Origin of the sequence: Hyphomicrobium facile (assembly GCF_900116175.1) — a bacterium.
In the GTDB taxonomy this organism is placed as follows: domain Bacteria; phylum Pseudomonadota; class Alphaproteobacteria; order Rhizobiales; family Hyphomicrobiaceae; genus Hyphomicrobium_B; species Hyphomicrobium_B facile.
In genome coordinates this window covers 101,668-123,072 of the sequence record NZ_FPCH01000001.1, presented here as the reverse complement: position 1 = coordinate 123,072, position 21,405 = coordinate 101,668, and the positions used below count along the sequence as shown (strand labels likewise).

24 protein-coding genes and 1 tRNA gene are annotated in these 21,405 nt (G+C 61.2%); 19 read left to right on the top strand and 6 right to left on the bottom strand.

Annotated features, from left to right (window positions below):
* Window positions 1-242 precede the first annotated feature (242 nt).
* The 11 genes from rplU to BM399_RS00525 all read left to right on the top strand — a co-directional run bounded on the left by rplU (window position 243) and on the right by BM399_RS00525 (window position 8,770).
* Window positions 243-557 (top strand): 50S ribosomal protein L21, encoded by a 315-nt coding sequence (gene rplU / locus BM399_RS00575; RefSeq protein ID WP_092866026.1) that lies wholly within the window; start codon window positions 243-245, stop codon window positions 555-557.
* A 30-nt stretch (window positions 558-587) separates the two neighbouring features.
* Window positions 588-860 (top strand): 50S ribosomal protein L27, encoded by a 273-nt coding sequence (rpmA, locus tag BM399_RS00570; protein WP_045837380.1) that lies wholly within the window; start codon window positions 588-590, stop codon window positions 858-860.
* 162 nt (window positions 861-1,022) lie between these two features.
* Complete coding sequence (locus BM399_RS00565) at window positions 1,023-1,544, top strand: GNAT family N-acetyltransferase (RefSeq protein WP_092862730.1); 522 nt, start codon at window positions 1,023-1,025, stop codon at window positions 1,542-1,544.
* Entirely contained in the window at window positions 1,541-2,581 is a 1,041-nt protein-coding gene (obgE, locus tag BM399_RS00560) for a GTPase ObgE (protein WP_092862727.1), read from the top strand. Before BM399_RS00565 ends, obgE begins: the two co-directional genes overlap by 4 nt.
* Window positions 2,582-2,693: 112 nt before the next feature.
* Complete coding sequence (locus BM399_RS00555) at window positions 2,694-3,797, top strand: calcium:cation antiporter (RefSeq protein ID WP_092862724.1); 1,104 nt, start codon at window positions 2,694-2,696, stop codon at window positions 3,795-3,797.
* A 145-nt stretch (window positions 3,798-3,942) separates the two neighbouring features.
* Window positions 3,943-5,103, top strand: a complete 1,161-nt coding sequence (gene proB / locus BM399_RS00550) for a glutamate 5-kinase (protein ID WP_092862721.1) — start codon at window positions 3,943-3,945, stop codon at window positions 5,101-5,103.
* A 2-nt stretch (window positions 5,104-5,105) separates the two neighbouring features.
* On the top strand, window positions 5,106-6,392 hold the full coding sequence (locus BM399_RS00545; protein ID WP_092862718.1) for a glutamate-5-semialdehyde dehydrogenase: 1,287 nt from the start codon (window positions 5,106-5,108) through the stop codon (window positions 6,390-6,392).
* Window positions 6,393-6,417: 25 nt separating this feature from the next.
* A complete protein-coding gene (locus BM399_RS00540; RefSeq protein WP_092862715.1) occupies window positions 6,418-7,068 on the top strand; it encodes a nicotinate-nucleotide adenylyltransferase in 651 nt (216 codons plus the stop codon).
* A 109-nt stretch (window positions 7,069-7,177) separates the two neighbouring features.
* The gene (gene rsfS, locus BM399_RS00535) at window positions 7,178-7,639 is read left to right on the top strand and encodes a ribosome silencing factor (protein ID WP_092862712.1); all 462 of its coding nucleotides are present in this window, start codon (window positions 7,178-7,180) and stop codon (window positions 7,637-7,639) included.
* A 66-nt stretch (window positions 7,640-7,705) separates the two neighbouring features.
* Window positions 7,706-8,188: a 23S rRNA (pseudouridine(1915)-N(3))-methyltransferase RlmH gene (rlmH, locus tag BM399_RS00530; RefSeq protein WP_092862709.1), complete on the top strand. Its 483-nt coding sequence runs from the start codon at window positions 7,706-7,708 to the stop codon at window positions 8,186-8,188.
* 6 nt (window positions 8,189-8,194) lie between these two features.
* A complete protein-coding gene (locus tag BM399_RS00525; RefSeq protein ID WP_092862706.1) occupies window positions 8,195-8,770 on the top strand; it encodes a DNA-deoxyinosine glycosylase in 576 nt (191 codons plus the stop codon).
* On the opposite strand, the gene BM399_RS00520 is transcribed toward BM399_RS00525, so the two are convergent.
* Genes BM399_RS00520 through BM399_RS00510 form a run of 3 tightly spaced genes read right to left on the bottom strand, consistent with a single transcriptional unit; the run spans window position 8,749 to window position 11,704 of the window.
* Entirely contained in the window at window positions 8,749-9,573 is an 825-nt protein-coding gene (locus BM399_RS00520) for an SDR family NAD(P)-dependent oxidoreductase (protein ID WP_092862703.1), read from the bottom strand. The two genes, BM399_RS00525 and BM399_RS00520, sit on opposite strands and share 22 nt — an antisense overlap.
* 37 nt (window positions 9,574-9,610) lie before the next feature.
* Window positions 9,611-10,003, bottom strand: a complete 393-nt coding sequence (locus tag BM399_RS00515; protein ID WP_092862699.1) for an META domain-containing protein — start codon at window positions 10,001-10,003, stop codon at window positions 9,611-9,613.
* A gap of 21 nt (window positions 10,004-10,024) precedes the next feature.
* Entirely contained in the window at window positions 10,025-11,704 is a 1,680-nt protein-coding gene (locus tag BM399_RS00510; protein WP_092862696.1) for an acyl-CoA dehydrogenase family protein, read from the bottom strand.
* 364 nt (window positions 11,705-12,068) lie between these two features.
* Here BM399_RS00510 and BM399_RS00505 point away from each other — a divergent pair, with 364 nt between their 5' ends.
* Window positions 12,069-12,959: a YihY/virulence factor BrkB family protein gene (locus BM399_RS00505; protein WP_092862693.1), complete on the top strand. Its 891-nt coding sequence runs from the start codon at window positions 12,069-12,071 to the stop codon at window positions 12,957-12,959.
* Window positions 12,960-13,047: 88 nt separating this feature from the next.
* On the opposite strand, the gene ccrA is transcribed toward BM399_RS00505, so the two are convergent.
* Entirely contained in the window at window positions 13,048-14,361 is a 1,314-nt protein-coding gene (gene ccrA, locus BM399_RS00500) for a crotonyl-CoA carboxylase/reductase (RefSeq protein WP_210186942.1), read from the bottom strand.
* A gap of 225 nt (window positions 14,362-14,586) precedes the next feature.
* Here ccrA and BM399_RS00495 point away from each other — a divergent pair, with 225 nt between their 5' ends.
* The 6 genes from BM399_RS00495 (at window position 14,587) to BM399_RS00470 (ending at window position 18,360) form a co-directional block, all read left to right on the top strand.
* Entirely contained in the window at window positions 14,587-14,949 is a 363-nt protein-coding gene (locus tag BM399_RS00495) for a hypothetical protein (protein ID WP_092862690.1), read from the top strand.
* Between the two features lie 141 nt (window positions 14,950-15,090).
* Entirely contained in the window at window positions 15,091-17,100 is a 2,010-nt protein-coding gene (locus BM399_RS00490; RefSeq protein WP_092862687.1) for a protein meaA, read from the top strand.
* Window positions 17,101-17,161: 61 nt separating this feature from the next.
* Window positions 17,162-17,464: a hypothetical protein gene (locus BM399_RS00485; protein ID WP_092862684.1), complete on the top strand. Its 303-nt coding sequence runs from the start codon at window positions 17,162-17,164 to the stop codon at window positions 17,462-17,464.
* A 13-nt stretch (window positions 17,465-17,477) separates the two neighbouring features.
* On the top strand, window positions 17,478-17,822 hold the full coding sequence (locus tag BM399_RS00480) for a hypothetical protein (protein ID WP_092862681.1): 345 nt from the start codon (window positions 17,478-17,480) through the stop codon (window positions 17,820-17,822).
* Window positions 17,823-17,892: 70 nt separating this feature from the next.
* Window positions 17,893-17,978: transfer RNA gene (locus BM399_RS00475), tRNA-Leu, on the top strand.
* 64 nt (window positions 17,979-18,042) lie between these two features.
* Entirely contained in the window at window positions 18,043-18,360 is a 318-nt protein-coding gene (locus BM399_RS00470; RefSeq protein ID WP_092862677.1) for a DMT family transporter, read from the top strand.
* Between the two features lie 103 nt (window positions 18,361-18,463).
* Here BM399_RS00470 and BM399_RS00465 read toward each other — a convergent pair whose 3' ends face one another.
* A complete protein-coding gene (locus BM399_RS00465) occupies window positions 18,464-19,936 on the bottom strand; it encodes an ammonium transporter (protein ID WP_092862673.1) in 1,473 nt (490 codons plus the stop codon).
* A complete protein-coding gene (locus BM399_RS00460; protein ID WP_092862670.1) occupies window positions 19,875-20,198 on the bottom strand; it encodes a hypothetical protein in 324 nt (107 codons plus the stop codon). The genes BM399_RS00465 and BM399_RS00460 overlap by 62 nt, the downstream gene beginning before the upstream one ends.
* Before the next feature lie 530 nt (window positions 20,199-20,728).
* Between BM399_RS00460 and BM399_RS00455 the strand changes: the two genes are divergently transcribed.
* On the top strand, window positions 20,729-21,046 hold the full coding sequence (locus tag BM399_RS00455; protein WP_092862667.1) for a hypothetical protein: 318 nt from the start codon (window positions 20,729-20,731) through the stop codon (window positions 21,044-21,046).
* Window positions 21,047-21,405: the final 359 nt, after the last annotated feature.

Below are 21,405 nucleotides of genomic sequence, written 5' to 3'. Positions count from 1 at the left end.
ACTTTACGAATTACGACGGCATTTCCGTTCGTTGGGCACGCGGCCGAAACGCCGCATGGCGATTGACAATCAGCCTCACTTCGACAATAAACCGCGCCTACCGTGGGCAGGCAAATTGCCCGCGTTGAACGCGCTGCCCGAGGCTCCCGCTAGCACTGACTAGCATTCCATTGAAAGTCCACCGTTTTACGGTGGCGCCACAGGGCGCGGTAACAGGCCTAAAGGGCCGAAAGGACGAAGCCATGTACGCTGTCATCAAGACAGGCGGCAAGCAATACCGCGTTTCCAAGGACGATGTCGTTACGATTGAAAGAGTGTCGGGCGACGCCGGTGCCAAGGTTGAGTTCGACCAGGTGCTGATGGTCGGCTCGGGTGCAGATGTCACCATCGGCGCACCGGTCGTATCGGGTGCCAAGGTCATCGCCGAACTCGTGAAGCAATCCCGTGGACCGAAGCTGATCGCCTTCAAGAAGCGCCGCCGTAAGAACTCTCGCCGGAAGAAGGGCCATCGTCAGGACCTTTCTGTCGTGCGTATCACCGACATCACAGGCGCGTAACGAGCCGCCGCTCCATTCGAGGACTTTGAAATGGCACAAAAGAAAGCAGGCGGTTCGACACGTAACGGCCGCGATTCCGAAAGCAAACGCCTCGGCATCAAACGTTACGGCGGCGAGTACGTCATTCCCGGCAACATCCTTTGCCGCCAGCGCGGAACGCAGTGGCATCCCGGCGCGGGCGTCGGCATGGGAACCGACCACACCATCTTCGCCGTCGAAGAAGGCACAGTCGAATTCGCGACCAAGCGAAACGGCCGCATCTATATCTCGGTCAAACCCGCCAAGCCGATCGCGGCGGAGTAATACTGACTGCACTTGGCGCTACACTTGGCGGCCGGCTTCGCGTCAGCGGAGTCGCCAAGTGTGCAGAGTTATAACGACCATGGGGATGGCTCTGCCGTCCCCTTTTGCCTTTTTTGGCTCGCGCTCATATCGTGATCTGAATTTCATGCTTTAGCCGAGACCATGAAAACCGCACGCCTCCTCCTCAGGGCCGTCGTTGACGGTGATGCCGCCCGCATCGCTGTGCTTGCTGGCGACTGGGATGTTGCGAGCATGACCGGCCGCATTCCTTATCCGTACAACGAAGAAGCCGCCCTCGAGTGGGTTAACGGCCTCGCCGAGCGCGAAGAAGTCTTCGGTATCGAACGCGAGGGGGAGTTGATCGGCATCTGCGGCTTCACAGCCGAAGCGAATGGCGACGCAGAGCTTGGCTATTGGCTCGGCAAGGCCTATTGGGGTCGAGGCTACGCAACGGAAGCCGCTCGCGCGGTCATGGCCTACGGTTTCGCTAAGGCAGGCGTTCGCCGGTTCGTATGCAAGCATCTGACGGACAACGGAGCTTCGGCGCGCGTCATTCGCAAGCTCGGCTTCAAACTTTCAGGATCGGCAACCGGTTGGTGCGAAGCGCGCCAATGCGAGTTACCTGCACTCTCATACGAGCGCCGTCGTCCGTGGACTATGGCCATTAGAGCTTTGGCATCATGAAATTTCTCGATCAGGCGAAAATCTACATACGGTCCGGAGCTGGCGGCAACGGTTGCATCGCCTTCCGGCGTGAGAAGTTCATCGAGTTCGGCGGACCGAACGGCGGCGACGGCGGCAAGGGCGGCGACGTCTGGGTCGAGTGCGTACAGAACCTGAATACGCTCATCGATTATCGCTACCAGCAGCACTTCTTCGCCGAGAACGGAACGCCGGGCATGGGCCAGAACCGTGCTGGACCGAACGGCAAGGATTGCACCATCAAGGTTCCCCCCGGCACGCAGGTTTTTGCCGAGGATGGCGAAACGCTGCTCGCCGACATGACGACGCCCGGCCAGCGCGTGCGCCTTGCGAAAGGTGGCAACGGCGGCTTCGGCAACGCCTATTTCAAAAGCGCGACGAACCAGGCTCCGCGCCACGCCAACCCCGGCCAGCCCCCCGAAGAAATGACGATCTGGCTGAAGCTGAAGCTCATCGCCGATGCCGGGCTCGTCGGCCTCCCGAACGCAGGCAAATCAACGTTCCTCGCCGCCGTATCGGCAGCGAAACCGAAAATCGCCGACTACCCGTTCACGACGCTGCACCCGAACCTCGGCGTGGTACGCGCCGGCGACGTCGACTTCGTTCTTGCCGACATCCCGGGCCTGATCGAAGGCGCGCACGACGGCGCAGGTCTCGGCGATCGCTTTCTCGGCCACGTCGAACGCTGCCGCGTTCTGCTCCACTTGGTGGACGTCACCTCGGAAGACGTCGCCGCCGATTACAAAACCATCCGCCGCGAACTCAAGGCGTACGGCAACGGCATCGAGAAGAAGAAAGAAATCGTCGCGCTTTCGAAGTGCGATGCGGTCGACGAAGCGACATTGCTCGAGCGCCGCGACATTCTGAAAAAAGCGTCACGCAAAACGCCGCTGATACTCTCGGCTGTCTCCGGCCAAGGCGTGAAGGAAGCGCTTTACGCAATCGCGCGCGAAATTTCGCGTGCGAACACGGCGGAAGAGGACGCCGACGCCGAAGCGCCCGGTCCCTGGCAGCCGTAAATTGCGACTGATTGTACTGGATCACTTGCGGGATGCGTGCAACTCACTCACAATTAACGCACTTTTAGTTAGCCCCTCCCCCAATCGATAAAGCATCCAGGAAAGTTAGTGCATGACCCATTCGGCCCGATTCCCAGTTTGGACTTGGGCAATTCCCGTCTTGGGTCTTCTGTTTTTCGTTGTCGCGACTGCGACGGGATATGGTGAGGACTTTGCGTCTCACACGCTCGGCATAGCCGAAACCATCATTCTCGTCCCGTTGCTCATCGGCGTGGTTTTCGCAGCCGTCTACCATGCCGAAGAGGTCGCGCACATTATGGGCGAGCCCTTGGGCACGCTCGTCCTGACCATCGCGGTCACAGTCATTGAATTGGCGCTCATCGTTGCCTTGATGGTGACCGGCAAGGCGACGCCGACGCTCGTGCGAGAAACCGTTTTCGCGGTCATCATGATCGTTACCACCGGCCTCGTCGGCCTCTGCATCGTTGTGGGTGGCATTCGCTACCGTCAGCAGCGCTTCGACGTGACGTCGGCAAAGATCTATCTCGCCATGCTGATCGTGCTGACGACGCTGACGCTCATCCTGCCGAATTACACGATAACAGCGCCGGGCAATCTCTATTCGGAAAGCCAGCTGATCTTCGTCAGCATCGTAACGATCGCGCTCTACATGGTGTTCCTCTACACCCAGACCGTCCTGCACCGCGGCTACTTTGTCGGGGAGCATGTTGAAGAAAAGGATGCCTCGCCGTCCAAAAGCCAAGGTAAGCTCGCACTCGCAGCGCTCCTGCTTTGTGTGGCATTGGCCGCTGTCGTCTTGCTGGCCAAGCTTTTCGCCGTGGTGATCGATGTCGGCGTCTCGAAGTCCCACGCGCCGGCCAGCATCAGCGGCCTCATCATCGCCCTCATTGTTTTAACGCCGGAATCGATATCCGCCGTCAAGGCCGCACGCAGGGACGAACTCCAGAAGAGCATCAACCTCGCGCTCGGATCATCGTTGGCGACCATCGGCTTGACGATCCCCGCCGTCGCGGCGGCCAATATCTTCATTCACAAGCCGCTCGTCCTCGGCCTCGATATGGACGACGTCGTCCTCGTCGTCATGGCGCTGGCAACGAGCATGCTGACGTTCGGAACGGGCCGGACCAACGTGCTCTTCGGCTTCCTTCACCTCGTAATCTTCGGCACCTTTCTCTTCCTGTCGTTCGTCCCGTAGTGCGGGATTAGCCATTCCGGCAGGCGATTGGTAAAAATGCCCTAGGCATTGCCGGTATGCGGCGCCCGCCTCTTGCCGGAATGCCCGCATTTGAAGATAAGCAGGCGGTGCGCCGGCTTTTCCGGCGCCTTTTCTCGAGTTGGACATGGTCTCCACGTCAGCATCCGATGCCACGACGCTCACGGCGCGACCCGAATGGGCCGGCGCGAAGCGCATCGTGGTCAAGATCGGCTCGGCCCTGCTGACCGATCGCGAAACGGGTCGCATCAAATCCGCTTGGCTGAATTCCCTGATGGACGACGTCGCCCAGCTCGCGAAGGCGGGTAAGGAAATCGTCCTCGTCTCGTCGGGCTCGATCGCTCTCGGCCGCCATGCGCTGAAGCTCCCCAAGGGCGTGCTCGAACTCGAACAGAGCCAGGCAGCGGCAGCCGTCGGCCAGATCAGTCTCGCCCACGCCTATCAGGAACTCGCCGCCGCACGCGGATTGACGGCCGCCCAGGTTCTGCTGACGCTCGGCGACACCGAGGAACGCCAGCGCTATTTGAACGCCCGCAACACCATCGAAGTGCTGCTCGCGCTCAAAGCCATTCCCGTCGTCAACGAAAACGATACGGTCGCGACGGCCGAAATCCGTTACGGCGACAATGACCGGTTATCGGCGCGCGTCGCCTCGATGGTGTCCGCCGACTGCCTCGTCCTGCTGTCGGACATCGATGGCCTCTATACCGCTCCCCCGAACGACGATCCGAGCGCCCAGCATATTCCCCTCGTCACCGAGATCACCCCGGAGATCGAGGCGATGGCGGGCGACGCAGGGACGGAGCTGTCCAAGGGCGGCATGAAGACCAAGATCACGGCCGGAAAAATCGCGCTGGCCGCGGGCACCCACATGGTCATCACCACGGGCAAAATCTACCATCCGCTGCGCGCCATTTCCGAAGGCGCGCGCGTCACTTGGTTCATTGCGAAGTCCGATCCGGTCACCGCGAAGAAGCGCTGGATCTCGGGCCAACTGGTGCCGAACGGCCAAATCTTTCTCGATGCCGGCGCCGCGAAGGCGCTCCTGACGGGCAAAAGCCTCCTGCCGGCCGGCGTGACCCGGATCGATGGCACGTTCGGCCGTGGCGATGCCGTCATCATCCGCTCGGCCGACGGACGCGAGCTCGGCCGCGGCCTTGTTGCCTATGCGGCGGACGAAGCTCGGCGTATCATGGGAAAACGATCCGGTGAGATCGCCGCAATCCTCGGTTACGAGGGACGCGACACGCTCATCCACCGGGACGATATGGCGTTGACGAGGACTTGAGGATGAACAGACCGGAGCGCATCGAGAACGATACGGCCGCGTTGATGCGCGGCATCGGAGAAGCGGCGAAAGCAGCCAGCCGCCGCCTCGGCATCGCCACGCCGGAAGAAAAGAACAAAGCCCTCAAGGCAGCAGCCGTTGCTCTGCGCGCAGCGACGCCCAAAATTCTCGATGCCAACGCCAAGGATATCGAAGCGGCGAAAGCTGCTGGCCGTCCCGACTCTTTCGTCGACCGTCTTCTTCTCAATGAAAAGCGCGTCGAAGGCATCGCCAAAGCGCTCGAGGAAATCGCCGAGCTGGCGGACCCCGTGGGCACCGTGCTGGCCGAGTGGACACGGCCGAACGGCCTGAGATTCCAGCGCGTGCGCGTTCCCTTGGGAACGATCGGCATCATCTACGAAAGCCGGCCGAACGTAACGGCCGACGCCGGTGCGCTTTCGCTGAAAGCGGGCAACGCATCGATCCTGCGCGGTGGCTCGGAAAGCCATCATTCGAGCGTTGCCATTCACGCCTGCCTCGTCGAAGGACTTCGCGCTGCCGGCCTTCCCGAAGCGTCCATTCAGCTCGTCCCGACGACGGACCGCGAAGCCGTCGGCGCGATGCTGCGTGGCCTCGAAGGCGCCATCGACGTGATCGTTCCCCGCGGCGGCAAAAGCTTGGTGCAACGCGTTCAGGACGAAGCGCGCGTGCCGGTCTTCGCGCATCTCGAAGGCATCTGCCACACCTACGTCGACAAAGCCGCGAACATGACGATCGCGTTGCCGATCGTCGTCAACGCCAAGATGCGGCGTACCGGCGTTTGCGGCGCGACCGAGTGCCTGCTCATCGACAAGAACGCCAAGAGCGATTTCGTAACGCCCCTGGTCAAGGCGCTGCTGGACGAGGGATGCGAAGTGCGCGGCGACGCGGTCGCCCAGAAGGCCGACCCGCGCGTCAAAGCGGCATCCGCCGACGATTACGGCAAGGAATTCCTCGAGCCGATCATCGCCGTGAGAATGGTCGATGGCGTCGACGAAGCAATCGACCACATCGCGCATTACGGCTCGCAGCATACCGACGCCATCATCACCGAGGACGAGGCAACCGCCGAACGCTTCCTCGATCGCGTGGACTCGGCCATCGTCCTCGTCAACGCCTCGACCCAGTTCGCCGATGGCGGTGAATTCGGCTTTGGCGGCGAGATCGGCATCGCGACCGGCAAGATGCACGCACGCGGCCCCGTCGGCGTCGAGCAACTGACGAGCTTCAAGTACAAGGTCCGCGGCAACGGCCAGATCCGGCCGAAGTGATGAACCGCGGAGAGGCACGTCGCCATTGACGCGAAAGATACCGCTGCAAAGCTTCGGCTCCCTTCGCGTCAAAACCCCTTTCTGTCTTCCGGGGCAACGCATCGGCGTAATGGGGGGTACGTTCAACCCTCCCCATGACGGTCACCGCATCGCCGCCGAAGCGGCCATGAAGCGGTTGAAGCTCGATCAGGTCTGGTGGCTCATTACGCCAGGCAACCCTCTGAAATCGCACAACGGGCTATCCTCGCTCGCCGGCCGCATGGACCTTGTCCGTGCATTCGCCCACGGACCGAAAATGAAGATTACGGGCTTCGAGCGCGAACTCGGCACCCGCTACACCGCCGGAACACTATCGTTTCTGACGCGGCGCTACCCCGCCGTCCGCTTCGTTTGGATCATGGGCGCCGACAATCTCGCCTATTTCGACCGCTGGCAGCACTGGCGCCACATCGCAGAGATCATGCCGATAGCGGTCGTCGATCGGCCGAACTGGCGCCACGCCGCCCTATCCTCACCCGCCGCCCGGGCGCTTGAGCGCTACCGCGTGCCGGAATCCGAAGCCGCGAGCCTCGCCGACCGGCAACCGCCTGCCTGGATGCTGCTGACCATCCGGCTTTCCGGTCTTTCCTCCACCGCTTTGCGCGCAACGAAGCCCGCAGAGCTCGGGGCCAAATAATTAAGCCTTTGACTTATATGACGCTTTCATGACTTCCGCCGTTTCCAATTGCGGCCCGGCGCGACCCCCAGTAATATCCGCGTGGCTCCGGATCGTCCGGACGCCAAACATGCGGGACCAACCAGCAAAGGACGTTCGCCGCTTGATTCGAACCACAACCGAGGCCGCTCGTAAGAGCACCTCATCCGCCTCGTCCGCCGCTCCGGCGCCGGACTCGGCCGCCCTGCTCGATGATGTCGTCCGTTGGCTCGACGACGCAAAGGCAGAGGAGATCGTTTCGCTCCCCCTCAAAGGCAAATCCGCATTGGGCGATTTCATGGTCGTCGCGTCGGGCCGTAATGACCGGCACGTGGGCGCCATTGCCGAACAGCTGCGGGAAAAGCTCAAGGCGCGCGGTGAAGCCCGCGTCAGAGTAGAAGGCTTGGGGGCCTGCGATTGGGTCCTGATCGACACGGGCGACGTGATCGTCCACGTCTTCCGGCCCGAGGTGCGCGAATTCTATAACCTCGAAAAGATGTGGCAGGCGGAGATCCCGCCGGACGCATCGCGTGGCGACTCCTCGCAGCACTGATTGCGCGGAATTGCACCACCTGAGACAGACGCGGCCGAACACCTTCGGCCGCGAGGCGGTTGATTGATGCGCATCGCGATCTCGGCGATCGGGAAACTGAAGGACGCCGAGGAACGCGCCATCGTCGAGCGCTATGCCAAGCGCCTCAACGGCACGGGCAAATCGCTCGGCCTGGGCCCCATTGAGATCCGCGAATTTTCCGAAAGCCGCGCGGCTGGCGTTGACGAGCGCAAGCGCGAAGAAGCGGCCCGCCTCCTGCGGGAGATCGGCCCGGGCGACGTCACGATAGCGCTCGACCCGTTGGGACGCTCTTTCACCAGCGAAGCCTTCGCAGCCCTCATCCGCGAGACACGCGATGGCGGCGCAAAGACGTGCAACTTCCTCATCGGAGGTCCGGACGGCCACGGCGATGGAGCCCTCGCCGCAGCGAGCGTGAAGCTCTCCCTCGGCTCCCTGACGCTTCCGCACGGCCTTGCGCGCGTCGTCCTCGTGGAGCAGCTTTACCGCGCCGCGACGATCCTTTCCGGACATCCCTACCATCGAGCGTGAGGGGTAATGGCTGCCGAACGAACGAAGGCGCTGCCGCTCAAGAGCAGTCCGGTCGTCAAATACAGTTTCCCGCCGATCGGCCCCAAAAATGCGCGCCTGCTCATCCTCGGCACTCTTCCCGGCGAAGAGTCGTTACGACGGCAGCAGTATTACGGACATCCGCGAAACCATTTCTGGCCGCTGATCGCAGCCCTCGCCAATAGAGAGCTGCCACCTCTCTATGAAAAGCGCTTGGCGCTCTTGAACGTCAACCGCTGGGCACTTTGGGATGTGCTCGAAGGCGCCGAGCGCATCGGAAGCGCGGATTCAGCTATTCGCAATCCCACCGCAAATGCCTTCTCCGACTACTTCGCAGCCAATCCGGCGATTGAGGCGATTGCCTTCAATGGGCAGAAGGCGCGCGATTTATTCCGCCGCTTCGTCGTGAAGCCCGGCATCATCGCGGCAGGGGAGTTCGATTTGATCGAACTGCCGTCGTCGAGCCCCCTCTACACGAAAACGCTCGATGAAAAGCTCGCGGTCTGGCGATCGAAGCTCAGAGCCCACATAGCCGGCAGTCGTCAGGAATTCCGCGTAAAATAATCGATCGCGAACTGCGGCAGCAGCCGGCGCATGGCGGCAGCGAGATACGTCGGCGTCGTGACGTAATAGTGCCGCTGCGGCCGCGCGCTTTCGACGGCGTGAATAAGCCGCTTGGTCACCGCTTCCGGCTCGAGCTTGAAAGACATCTTGCCGCCCGCCTTCATCGCATCGATACGCGCCTGGTAAACGTCGCGATGGGGCGAGTTCTCGATATCGACGGTTGCGAGCAGCCGCGCGAGTGCATGTTCCACGAACCGCGAACGGATCGGCCCCGGCTCGATCAGCGAAACCGAAATCCCCGAACCTTCGAGTTCGAGCCGCAACGACGCCGTCAGCGCTTCGAGCGCGAATTTCGATGCGCAGTAGGCACCGCGATAGGGAGCGACGACCATGCCGAGCACGGACGAGCAATTGACGATGCGGCCCGCACCGTTCTTGCGCATCGCCGGGATGAGGCGGCGGGTCAGATCGTGCGTGCCGATCACGTTGACCTCGAATTGCTCACGCAGCAGCTTCGGGGTCAGATCCTCGATTGCTCCGGGCTGCGCGAACGCCGCGTTGTTGAAAAGCGCGTCGAGCTTGCCGCGCGTCATCTCCAGCGCACTGATGGCGCACGTCGCGATCGACTGGGAATCCGCGAGCTCGAGCGGCAGAACTTCGACGCCGAGGAAATTCTTCAACCGGGCGAGGTCTTCGGGTTTGCGGGCCGTTGCGATGACGCGCCAGCCGCGCTCGCGCATCGTGCGCGCCGCATCGAGGCCAATGCCGGAAGAGCACCCGGTGATGAGAATAGAGCGTGCCATTGGGCTCCGGTAATGCGGCGACAGCCGCCCGCTCGCACTATTTCTTGAACTTCACGAGCACGTGCCCGTCGTCAGCCTTCAGCGTCAGCATATCACCTTCGACGACGAAGGAGCGCGCTGCTTCAAGGGCCGTGAAATATTGCGTTTCGATCTCGGATTTGCCTTCGCACATCATCTTCGTGGCAGCCAGCGGCCCGATCTGGATCGCATCGTCCTCGATGGAAATGGGGCCGCTGAAGCGGTTGCACCCGCCGGTGCCGGAAACCTTGTCCGTCGTGTAATTGAGCGTCAGCCCCTCGACGGGCTTGCCGCCGAGTTCGGTCGCAATCCAGCTCGCAGCGAGCGGACCGTCCTCATCATCCTCAGCAAGGACGGGACCGCTCATCGCCAAGGCGAGCGCGCCGATAACGATCGCCTTCATGAACCGCATGAGCGTTCCCCCCTTAGGGCTCTAGTTGGCGCCTTCGAGCAGACGCCGTGCAATCACCTGCGCCTGAATTTCAGCAGCGCCCTCGAAGATATTCAAGATGCGAGAATCGCAGAGCACGCGGCTGATCGGGTATTCGAGCGCGAAACCGTTACCGCCGTGGATCTGCAGAGCGTTGTCGGCGTTGGCCCAGGCAACGCGCGCGCCGAGCAGCTTCGCCATGCCCGCTTCGAGATCGCAGCGCCGGCCGGCATCCTTCTGCCGCGCCGAGAAATACGTGAGCTGCCGGGCGACCATCGTCTCGACCGCCATCATCACGACCTTGTTGCGGACGCGCGGGAAAGAATAGATCGGCTTGCCGAACTGCACGCGGTCGAGCGCATACTTGAGGCCGAGGTCCATCGCGCATTGCGCGACGCCGACAGCGCGCGCAGCGGTCTGGATGCGTGCGCCCTCGAAGGTGATCATCAACTGCTTGAACCCTTGCCCCTCGACACCGCCGAGCAGGCTGTCAGCCGGCACTTCGAAGTTGTCGAAGGAAATGTCGAATTCCTTCATGCCGCGGTAGCCGAGAACTTCGATCTCGCCGCCCGTCATGCCTTTGGCCGGGAACGGCTCTGCATCGGTCCCGCGTGGCTTCTCGGCGAGGAACATCGACAGGCCCTTGTAGCCGGGCTCGTTCGGATTGGTGCGCGTCAGAACCGTCATGACGTCGGCCCGGACCGGATGCGTGATCCACGTTTTCTGGCCGGTGATCTTGTAGACGTCGCCATCCTTCACCGCGCGCGTCTTGAGCGACGCGAGATCGGAGCCGGTATTCGGCTCGGTGAAAACCGCCGTCGGCAGCAACTCGCCCGAGGCGATCTTGGGAAGAAACTTTGCCTTCTGCTCCGGCGTGCCGTTGTGGAGGATCAGCTCGCCCGCGATTTCTGCGCGCGTGCCAAGCGAACCGACGCCGATGTAACCGCGCGACAGCTCTTCCGACGCGACGCACATCGATTCCTTGCCAAGCCCCATGCCGCCGAACTCTTCCGGAAGCGACAAACCGAAGACGCCGAGCTCGGCGAGCTTCGCAATGACATCGAGCGGAATGTATTCGTTCTTGAGATGCCACTCGTGGGCGTGCGGATAAACTTCATCAAGGCAGAAACGGCGCATCAGATCCTGGATCTGCGCGTGCGTCTCGTCGAGACCCGTGTCGCCGAACGTCATCGCGTCGGGCTGAACTGCAATCAGCTCTCCGAGACGCGCCTTCACCGTTTCCGAACCGCCCTCAGCGACGAGATCGGCGACGGAATCCTCGTAACGGCGAAGATCGGCTTTCGGCACCCCCAGCGCGTCGGGCCGCGTGATTTCAAGTTGGCTCATGGGGATGCCGCTCGCCACCTGCGCGGCGTATTCGCCAAAGGCAGCGATGAGCAACAGCTGCTCGAATTCGCCGAAGCGCCCTTCCCCTTCGAGGCGGGCCGCCCAGTCGTGCATCTGGCGGAGACCCTCGACGGTCGTCGCCAGCCACGCGAGCCCATGCGCCGCGTGCTGCGCTTCGTCGATGCCGCCTGCTTCCTGGATCTTGATCCGGACCCCGGCCTTGGCGGCTTGCAGAATCTTGTCCGCGCCGCCGACGGCCTCCCCGCACCGCTCGATGAGCTTCGCGGGCCCTCCAGCAAGGATGCTAGCTCCAGCCTTCATCGGCGTGACGGACATGCGGTTCTCCTGAAGAATGCCTAGGCATGAGACCAAGGCAAGGAATAAAGTATTTTGCCTACCCTTGCGGTACTCCGCGACCAATTCGCCGGTCAGGAAGGATTAGTCAACTGGTCCCGGCCCGCAACGAACGCACCGCGACCTATTTGCGCGAATATCGCCCGCGACAGGCGCCGGGAACGATAGCGAACTCAACAAAGTTCCCGCCGTTTACTAGATCTATGAATGACCATGAACCTGCGTACAAATTGCCGCCCTCGGCCGGAGCGGTGAGGTCCCCAGTGGACCCCGGAGCGGCGAAACACTAGTTTCCGCGCCACCAAATTATAAAAAGCCTGAAAAGCCTGGGGAGAGAAGATCACTCATGAAGCGCATGCGAAGATTGTTCGAAGCTCTCTACCGGGTCTACGAGCATTCGGGCTTCGCGATGGCTGGCGCGATCGCGTTTTCGTTCGTCGTTTCAATCTTCCCGTTCTGCATCTTTCTCGGCGCCCTCTCCGGTATCTTTGGAGGCCGCGAACTCGCGCAGGACGCCATCAGCCAATTGTTTGCCATCCTGCCGGAGCCCGTCGCCAAAGGCATCGCCCCGCAGATTGAAGCGGTCATGGGATCGCAGCGGATCGACCTTCTGACGGCGTCGGCGTTTCTGGCTCTCTTCTTCGCGACGAGCGCGGTCGAAACATTGCGCACCGCTTTGAACGGCGCATACCGCGTCCGTGAGAAGCGCCCCTACGCGCTCTGCCTGCTGATCAGCATGCTCTTCGTATTCGTCAACGCGATATCGACGCTCGTGATCACCTGGTTTATCGTTGTGGGTCCAAGCATCTTCGGACCGGCGATCGTCGAAGATTTTTCCGCTGGATGGGTGAGAACGCTCATCGACTCGATGAGCTTTGGACCCGGGATTCGCTATTGCGTCGCCGGCGCCGTGATGGCGGCTCAGCTGCTTGCGCTCCATTTGTGGTTGGTAGCAGGCAAGCGGCGCGTCATGGATGTATTGCCGGGCATATTCCTGACGATCGCTCTCTGGCTCGCGCTCGCCGGGCTCTGGTCCTACTACATCAAAATCAGCAACTATTCGCTGTTTTACGCGGGCCTGTCGCAGCTGATGATCGCGCTGATCTTCTTCCAGTTCACCGCGATAACCATTCTTCTCGGCGCTGAATTCAATCGCGGCATCTTGGAAATGAAACGCATGCGCCGCGAGGCGGCCGAGCGCGAGGCGCTTCGCCTGAGCACGATGGGCGGCACATAAGTCGCGCCACCTCGAAAGACAGGAATTTTACTGGGAAGCAAAATCGTCCCCCTTCGCCTTTTGATCGGCGAAGGAGGAGGAAAACAATTTATCGCGGCTGCGGGCCGGCCTCGATGACATCTTCCAACGTCCGCAATCCGGTCGTCGGAGCCGATACCAGCACGGCCATGTTGCCCGGCTTGTGCTCGTTCCGATACATCCGCATGTGCGCCTTGGGAATCTGCTCCCACGAGAACACTTCCGACATGCACGGATCGATCCGGCGCTCGACGACCAGCTTGTTGGCCTGCGACGCTTGGGCGAGGTTTGCAAAGTGCGAACCCTGCACGCGCTTCTGGTGCATCCAGAGGTAACGCGCGTCCATCGTCAGGTTGTAGCCGGTCGTGCCGGCGCAAATGACGACCATGCCGCCACGCTTCACGACCTGCACGGAAACCGGAATCGTCGTCTCACCCGGGTGTTCGAAGACGCAGTCGACGTTGACGCCCTTGCCGGTGATCTCCCAGATCGCCTGGCCGAACTTGCGCATCTCCTTCAGCCACTCGTGATACTCGGGCGAGTTCACCTTCGGCAGCTGTCCCCAGCAGTTGAACTTCTTGCGATTGATCACGCCCTTGGCGCCGAGCTGCTTCACGAAATCGAACTTGTCGTCATCTGAAACGACGCCGATCGCGTTGGCGCCAGAGGTCGCGCAAAGCTGGATCGCGAAGGCGCCGAGGCCGCCGGCCGCACCCCAGACGAGCACGTTATGGCCGGGCCTGAGCACGTGCGGACGATGGCCGAAGAGCATGCGGTAGGCTGTTGCGAGCGTCAGCGTATAGCAGGCGCTCTCTTCCCAAGTCAGATGCTTCGGCCGCTCGAGAAGCTGGCGATCCTGCACGCGGCAGAACTGTGCGAACGAGCCATCCGGCGTCTCGTAACCCCAGATGCGCTGCGAGGGCGAGAACATCGGATCGCCGCCGTTGCACTCTTCGTCGTCGCCGTCGTCCTGATTGCAGTGAACAACGACTTCATCGCCGACCTTCCAGCGCTTCACCTTCGAGCCGACGGCCCAAACGATGCCGGACGCGTCCGAACCCGCGATGTGGTAAGGCTGCTTATGGACGCTGAACATCGACACGGGAGTGCCGAGCGACGCCCAGACGCCGTTGTAGTTGACGCCGGCCGCCATCACGAGGACGAGCACGTCGTGGCTGTCCAGTTCCCACGTTGGAACGACTTCGACTTGCATCGCCGTTTCGGGCAGACCCTCACGCTCTTTGCGGATGGTCCAGGCGTACATGTTCTTCGGCACGTGCCCGAGCGGCGGAATTTCACCGATCTCGTAAAGATCTTTCTTGATGCCCGCCGCCGACTGAGCATCGGCCACGTCGCTTTTTGCTGCCAAGTTCTGGCTCGACATTGGTGTTGCGTCTCCCGACCATTTCCCCGCGACGAGGGCCGTTATGGCTCATCTTCTTCGCGTTTCTCCCCAACTTCGCTTGGGGATCGCAGTATGAAGCACGTTTTTGCGCTGCAATGAAGAGGGTTAGGCCGCCGTTAATGTTGGCTCAATTCCTCTTTAACGAGAGAGGGTTATTGTTCCGGCTTCCTTTTCCTACCCATTCGGGCAGTTGGGACGCGGTTCATGCAAGACCTCTTATGGCAGCTCAAGAATACCGACTCCTTCACCATCTACACGACGCTCTTATTTGTCGCGATCGTCGCCTGGTTCATCCGCGAAATCATCGGTTCCTCGGGACTTGCCTTGAGCTCGGTCCCCTTGCTGACGATCGGCGGCTTGCTAGGGCCGGCCTTTTTCAACCGGCAAATGATCGCGCTTTCATACGATAAGAACGCCAATGCCGTCACTGCGACAGCATTGGGCATTCTCGCGATGCTCCTCGTCATCCTGCTGAGCAAGTGGCTTTTGACCCTCCTCAACGAACATCGGGTCAGCCGGATCAAGCCCGTCTCGATACCGAGCCGCGCCCCCCGCTTGCGGCGCTAACCAACCCCGGAATCCCGAGCCCTTCCCCGGCTTCGCTGCGCCAAAGCGCGGCGAACTGCCGGTTTTGCCTTTTCACGGGCTTCGGCTACGGTAAATCCTTCCGCCAACACAATTTGAACCGAGCCCAGGGGCGCCCTTTCGATGTCGGACACCAAGACTCTCCACGCGAAAACCAAAGCGGCAAAAACCCCGCGCGACAAGCCCTGGCTGATCCGCACCTACGCCGGCCACTCGACGGCACAGAAGTCGAACGAGCTTTATAAGAAAAACCTCGCAAAGGGACAGACCGGCCTCTCGATCGCCTTCGATCTGCCGACCCAGACCGGCTACGATTCCGACCACGAACTAGCCCGTGGCGAGGTCGGAAAGGTCGGCGTCCCGGTTTCCCACATCGGGGATATGCTCACCCTGCTCGACGGCATTCCGCTCGATCAGATGAATACCTCGATGACGATCAACGCGACGGCCGCCTGGCTCCTCTCGCTTTATATCGCCGTCGCCGACCAGACTGGCGCGTCACGCGACAAGCTCACCGGCACCATTCAGAACGACATCATCAAGGAATACCTGTCGCGCGGCACCTACGTGTTCCCGCCCGAGCCGTCGCTCCGCCTGATCAAGGACACGATCGTCTTTTCGACCCGGAACGTCCCGAAGTGGAATCCGACGAACGTCTGCTCCTACCACTTGCAGGAAGCGGGCGCGACGCCTGTCCAGGAACTCGCATACGCGCTTGCAACGTCCATCGCCGTTCTCGACACTGTAAAAGCCTCGGGCGAAGTACCGCAGGAAGAGTTCGGCAACGTCGTCGGCCGCATTTCCTTCTTCGTCAACGCGGGCATGCGTTTCGTCACCGAGATGTGCAAAATGCGCGCATTTGGCGAGCTTTGGGACGAGATCACGCGCGAGCGCTACGGCGTGACGGACGCGAAGCACCGGATGTTCCGCTACGGCGTGCAGGTCAACTCGCTCGGCCTCACTGAGCCGCAAGCAGAAAATAACGTCTATCGCATTCTCATTGAGATGCTGGCCGTAACGCTGTCGAAAAATGCGCGCGCCCGTGCGGTGCAGCTGCCGGCCTGGAACGAGGCGCTCGGCCTGCCGAGGCCGTGGGATCAGCAGTGGTCGCTCCGCATGCAGCAGATCGTCGCCTACGAGACGGACTTGCTCGAATACGGCGATATCTTCGACGGCTCCGTCGAGGTCGCGAAGAAGGTCGCGGCGCTGAAGGAAGAAGCGAAGGCCGAACTCGCGACCATTGAGAAAATGGGCGGCGCCATCGCTTCGATCGACTACATGAAGCGCCGCCTCGTCGAGAGCAACACGGGGAGATTGTCCGACATCGAGAGCGGCGATCTGGTGGTCGTCGGCGTCAACAAATTCACCGAGACCGAGCCTTCGCCGCTGTCGGGCGGCACTGACGCGATCATGGTCGTCGACCCGGCGGTCGAAGCCGAGCAGATCGGCAAGCTCAAGGCTTGGCGCGAAAACCGTGATTCCAAAAAGGCCGCCGCAGCCCTCGCCGAAGTCGAGCGCGCCGCGAAAGAAGGCCGGAACATCATGGATAGCTCCATCGAGGCCGCCAAAGCCGGCGTCACGACCGGCGAATGGGGCACGGCGCTGCGCAAGATCTTCGGCGAGTATCGCGCACCGACCGGCGTCGCCCAGGCCGCCGTCGCCCGCGACAGCACACAGTTGGAGACCGTACGCGCCAGCGTCAACGAAGTGTCCGACCGCCTCGGCCGGCGTATCAAGTTCCTCGTCGGCAAGCCCGGCCTCGACGGCCATTCCAACGGCGCCGAGCAGATCGCCGTCCGCGCTCGCGATGCCGGCATGGAGGTCGTCTATGAGGGCATCCGCCTGACGCCCGGCCAGATCGTCCGTGCGGCAGTCGATGAAGGCGTCCACGTCGTCGGCCTGTCGATCCTGTCGGGCTCTCACGTGCCGCTCGTGAAGGACGTGATGGAGCGGATGCGCAAGGAAGGGCTCGATGACGTTCCCGTCGTCGTCGGCGGCATCATCCCGCCGGAGGACGCCAAGACGTTGAAAGCCTTCGGAGTCGCGGCCGTGTACACGCCCAAAGACTTCCAGCTGAACGACATCATGGCAGACATCGTGAAGCTCGTGGACCGCTACGCCAAGGCTGCCTGACCATACGAGGCAGCCTGACGATAGCTTGCAAGCATCGGCCGGATCTCGTTACGCTCGGCCGATGAAAACCTGGGTCGTCTTATTTCTTCTATTGCTTGCAGCGGGCATCGCCTGGGGTGTCGCACGCGATATCTTCTCGCGTCCGCGGGGAACAGTCGTCGGCACAGTCACGGCCGTCGATTTCGGGAACGCCCTGCCGAAATGGTATCCTCCGACGCCCCCGCACTACACAGCCCGCCTTCCGGATGGCAGCCTGATCACGGTCTCGGCGAAAATCCCGCTGAACATTCCGGTCGGAGGCGCCATAACCATCACGGAGCTGATGACACCCTGGGGACAGGTCTGGTACAGGCAGCGCGACTAGAGGAGGGCGGCCTTTGCGTGAAGAAACTCGAAAGCGGCTCGAAAGAGCACTCTGGATCGACCGCGCGAAAAAGCTCGGCATCGCCCTTGCAGTCGTCGCTGCAATAGGGCTGGCATTCGGCTACGAGACGCTCGACCTCTCGGTATCCAACTCAGATGTCCAGGGAACCGTCACCGACATCGAGCCCCTGGTCTCCAAGCAGAACGCAGCCGACGGCGAAAACGTCATCGTCAAGCTCGACGCAGGACAGCTCGTCCGGGTGCTCGCCTATAAGTCGCGCGGCATCAAGATCGGCGACCATATCCAGGTCGTGGAGCACCACCACGCGACGGGCCGCGTCACTCATACCCTCAAATAATGTCTTCGCGCGTTGACGCGGCCGCCTAGGCCGTTATATGTCGCCGCTTCGCCCGGTTATCCGGGCGCATGCCTCAGTGGCGGAACGGTAGACGCGGCAGACTCAAAATCTGCTATCTGCAAGGATGTGGGGGTTCGAGTCCCTCCTGGGGCACCATCCAAATTTCATCATCAAAAATTCACGTAGTTAGGGACTATCCGGCCCTAGATATGGAGGGGCCGTGGCCTGGATTATGTTGCTCGCCGCAGGCGCTCTGGAAATAGTATGGGCGGTTGCGATGAAGCAGTCGCTTGGATTTACGCGGCTTTGGCCAAGCCTGGTTATGGTTACGGCGCTGGCGGCCAGCATGGGTCTCCTCGCCCTGTCGATGAAAACCCTCCAGCTCGGAACGGCGTATGTGGCTTGGACCGGCATTGGAGCGGTCGGCACCTTTGCCGTCGGCATTCTCTTCCTGGGCGAACAGGCGACTGCGACGCGCCTACTCGCAGCTTTCCTCATTTTGGCAGGCGTTTTGCTGCTGAAAGCGTCGACCGACTAAGAGATTTATGGCGCGGCCTGCGCGCGCGGCCAATCGCGTTGCAAACCGCGCATCTTCGGAGCCGAAAACACTGGCTCCGAAGATCCTGACTGCTCCGGCCGCCCTAGTGAACGACCTCGCCGTGGAGCGTCAAATCGAGACCCTCGCGCTCGACATCCTTGTCGACGCGCAGACCGATTGTCCAATCGATGAGCTTAAGGATGATGAACGTAACGATCACGTCGTAGACCAATACGATCGATATACCGGCCGCCTGATTGATCACCTGATGCGGATTGCCTTCGATCCACCCCGGTGTGCCGCCATATTCCGATATCGCGAAAACGCCTGTCAGCAGCGCGCCGACGATGCCGCCGACCCCGTGCACACCAAACGCATCGAGCGCATCGTCGTAACCGAACATGTGCTTGAGGCCGGTCGTCCCCCAATAGCAGAAGACGCCCGCGGCAATGCCGATGACCAAGGCGCCAACCGGCCCGACGAAACCTGAAGCTGGCGTAATCGCGACGAGCCCCGCAACGGCGCCCGAGCAAATACCGACCACCGTCGGCTTTTGCCGCATCGACCACTCGACAAGCATCCACGTAAGGGCGGCCATCGCCGTCGCAAGCTGCGTGACGAGCATGGCCATGCCGGCTTGAACGTTAGCCGTCACCGCCGAGCCGGCGTTGAATCCGAACCAGCCGACCCACAGCAGTGATGCCCCGATGAATGTCAGAACGATATTGTGCGCAGGACCGCTGTCCTTCCGGGCCCCGAGCACAAGGCAGGCGATCAACCCGGCCGTGCCCGAGTTGATGTGAACGACCGTGCCGCCGGCAAAGTCGAGAACCTTGAACCACGCCTGATCGTTGGACGCATTCAAAATCCCGCCAGGACCCCAGACCCAGTGCGCGATCGGCGCATAGACGACGGTCGCCCACAACGCGATGAACCAAAGCATCGCCGAAAACTTCATGCGCTCCGCGAAGGCGCCCGCAATCAGCGCTGGCGTGATGATTGCGAACGTCATCTGGAAGCAAATGTAAACGGTTTCAGGAATTGTTGGCGCAAGCGGGCTTGGATTTGTCGTGCCCGTCGCGATATCGCTCAATATGCCTTGCAGAAATGCTCGATCGAGCCCTCCGATGAACGGCGTGCCCGCACGAAACGCTAAGCTGTAGTTGAAAGCGGCCCACAGAACCGTGACCAGACACGTGATCGCGAACGATGTCATCACGGTATCGCCGACGTTTTTCTTGCGAACCATGCCGCCGTAAAACAGCCCGAGACCGGGGATGGTCATCATCAGGACGAGCGCGACCGAAGTCAGCATCCATGCGGTGTCGCCGCTATTCACCGTACACTTCTCTTGCGTCTTCGCATCGCAAGCTGGAGGAGGCGGCGGCGCGGGAGGAGCAGCAGCGGGCGTCGCTGCGGGCGCAGGCGCGGTGTCCTGCGCGACCGACAACGACGACCCGAGGCAACTGGCAAAGCTTGCCACGAACAGCGCAAGGGCAATGCTACGAACTATTTTAGCGATCGATGGAATTTTGCCCTTCGTGAATTCCGCGAAGGGAATGTTGGAATGCAGCATCGCCTAAATCTCCCTGATCGAATTCGAAAATGGGATTGAAATTGTCGACAAGCATTTCTTTCGCGATCAAATCATCTGCATGCGCATCGACGCGTAAAAATTTACTCCCCGGAAGCCGGCGAGGATTGGCAAGTAGCGTCGAGAGAAAATTGAAGTTTTCGAGAAGATCCCGACATCGAAAAACGATCACATCCGCAACGTCGATCGAGATCGGCGCTTCGCGCAACTCAGGACGCTTGAACGGCCAAATGATCGGTTTCATGGGCCCCCGATTCAATGTCGTGGAGGCGGCCGAACCCTGCGTGAAATGACTGAGGGTCCTATGAGAGAGGAAACAAAAATCGTGCCAGACTGACCAAAATATAGCCAAGGCCTTGAAAGTATGCGCAATGAGCGTTCAGACAGCCAACCAGTCATTGAGATGCGTACGGATCATCTGCCCGAAACCTGTGCACCGCGCTCTGAAACTGCAAAGATGTTGATCATTGCACTCACGACGTTTCTTAGCGGCCCGGCTCAGGCGTCCGCCTGTCAGATCGTAAGACGCGATGCGCCGCAGCGATGAGAAGAGCCATAGCGAGGACGGCTGCCGGAAGGTCGACCTCTACCCGTCAGCATCGATCGCGCGAACTCGCGTAGAGCCGCGCCCCGCTGGAATGGGTGTCGAATATGCAAGACACCGCAATCATTCGTTACCGGCAAAGGCTGGACGGCAGCCCGCCCCCCTCGGGAAAACCGGAACCGAATGGCGCCCATTTCGTTCCCCCTTCGAAGCAATTTGGAGGAAACAAGATGTCATATGAAGATCCTCGCTCTGGTCGGGAGCGCAACCTTGGCCAAGACGATGTAGCAAATTCGACGGGATCATGGATCGCGGGCATTATCGTGGTCGCGGCTATCGCGCTAGGCGGTTGGTATTACTACAATCACACCCAGCGCGTTGCAGACGTAAATCACCCCGCGACGAACGCGGCGACCGACACCACGAAGTCCTCGGCACCGGCTGATACCAGTTCGTCGTCGACAGGCGCTTCGACAGGCACCAGTGGCACGAGCCCGAACACGGAAACGGGCGTGAAGACCCCAGCGCCAACTGCCCCGAAGCCGTAAAGCCGTAAAACACCGAAACGAGAAAGGACCCGTCCTCCGGAGAGGCGGGTCCTTTTTTGCTGTCTGAATTTGACCCGGCGTGACCGCGTCCACCAGCGAGCCCTCGCAACGGAAGTCACGTGTGCAAGTGCACAAACCCAACCCGCCTCCCCCGCTCGATCGATAAAAAATTCGAGCCCGACCCAACTTGACTATTGCTTGTCTCTCTAAGAACGCCGTAATTGCTACGTATAAAGACAAATATTGCAGCTTCGACCGCGCGATCGGCTGGCGGCCCCTTCCGATTGTCTTGCAAATCGATTTATTCACCCCAAGAGCAAGATGCTCCGAGATCACCTCGTGCGTCAGTCCAGGCAGGA

Coding starts and splice junctions, on each gene's coding strand:
- rplU (WP_092866026.1), top strand. CDS start 243: ATGTACGCTGTCATCAAGACAGGCGGCAAGCAATACCGCGTTTCCAAG.
- rpmA (WP_045837380.1), top strand. CDS start 588: ATGGCACAAAAGAAAGCAGGCGGTTCGACACGTAACGGCCGCGATTCC.
- BM399_RS00565 (WP_092862730.1), top strand. CDS start 1,023: ATGAAAACCGCACGCCTCCTCCTCAGGGCCGTCGTTGACGGTGATGCC.
- obgE (WP_092862727.1), top strand. CDS start 1,541: ATGAAATTTCTCGATCAGGCGAAAATCTACATACGGTCCGGAGCTGGC.
- BM399_RS00555 (WP_092862724.1), top strand. CDS start 2,694: ATGACCCATTCGGCCCGATTCCCAGTTTGGACTTGGGCAATTCCCGTC.
- proB (WP_092862721.1), top strand. CDS start 3,943: ATGGTCTCCACGTCAGCATCCGATGCCACGACGCTCACGGCGCGACCC.
- BM399_RS00545 (WP_092862718.1), top strand. CDS start 5,106: ATGAACAGACCGGAGCGCATCGAGAACGATACGGCCGCGTTGATGCGC.
- rsfS (WP_092862712.1), top strand. CDS start 7,178: ATGCGGGACCAACCAGCAAAGGACGTTCGCCGCTTGATTCGAACCACA.
- rlmH (WP_092862709.1), top strand. CDS start 7,706: ATGCGCATCGCGATCTCGGCGATCGGGAAACTGAAGGACGCCGAGGAA.
- BM399_RS00525 (WP_092862706.1), top strand. CDS start 8,195: ATGGCTGCCGAACGAACGAAGGCGCTGCCGCTCAAGAGCAGTCCGGTC.
- BM399_RS00520 (WP_092862703.1), bottom strand. CDS start 9,573: ATGGCACGCTCTATTCTCATCACCGGGTGCTCTTCCGGCATTGGCCTC.
- BM399_RS00515 (WP_092862699.1), bottom strand. CDS start 10,003: ATGCGGTTCATGAAGGCGATCGTTATCGGCGCGCTCGCCTTGGCGATG.
- BM399_RS00510 (WP_092862696.1), bottom strand. CDS start 11,704: ATGTCCGTCACGCCGATGAAGGCTGGAGCTAGCATCCTTGCTGGAGGG.
- BM399_RS00505 (WP_092862693.1), top strand. CDS start 12,069: ATGAAGCGCATGCGAAGATTGTTCGAAGCTCTCTACCGGGTCTACGAG.
- ccrA (WP_210186942.1), bottom strand. CDS start 14,361: ATGTCGAGCCAGAACTTGGCAGCAAAAAGCGACGTGGCCGATGCTCAG.
- BM399_RS00495 (WP_092862690.1), top strand. CDS start 14,587: ATGCAAGACCTCTTATGGCAGCTCAAGAATACCGACTCCTTCACCATC.
- BM399_RS00490 (WP_092862687.1), top strand. CDS start 15,091: ATGTCGGACACCAAGACTCTCCACGCGAAAACCAAAGCGGCAAAAACC.
- BM399_RS00485 (WP_092862684.1), top strand. CDS start 17,162: ATGAAAACCTGGGTCGTCTTATTTCTTCTATTGCTTGCAGCGGGCATC.
- BM399_RS00465 (WP_092862673.1), bottom strand. CDS start 19,936: ATGCTGCATTCCAACATTCCCTTCGCGGAATTCACGAAGGGCAAAATT.
- BM399_RS00460 (WP_092862670.1), bottom strand. CDS start 20,198: ATGAAACCGATCATTTGGCCGTTCAAGCGTCCTGAGTTGCGCGAAGCG.
- BM399_RS00455 (WP_092862667.1), top strand. CDS start 20,729: ATGTCATATGAAGATCCTCGCTCTGGTCGGGAGCGCAACCTTGGCCAA.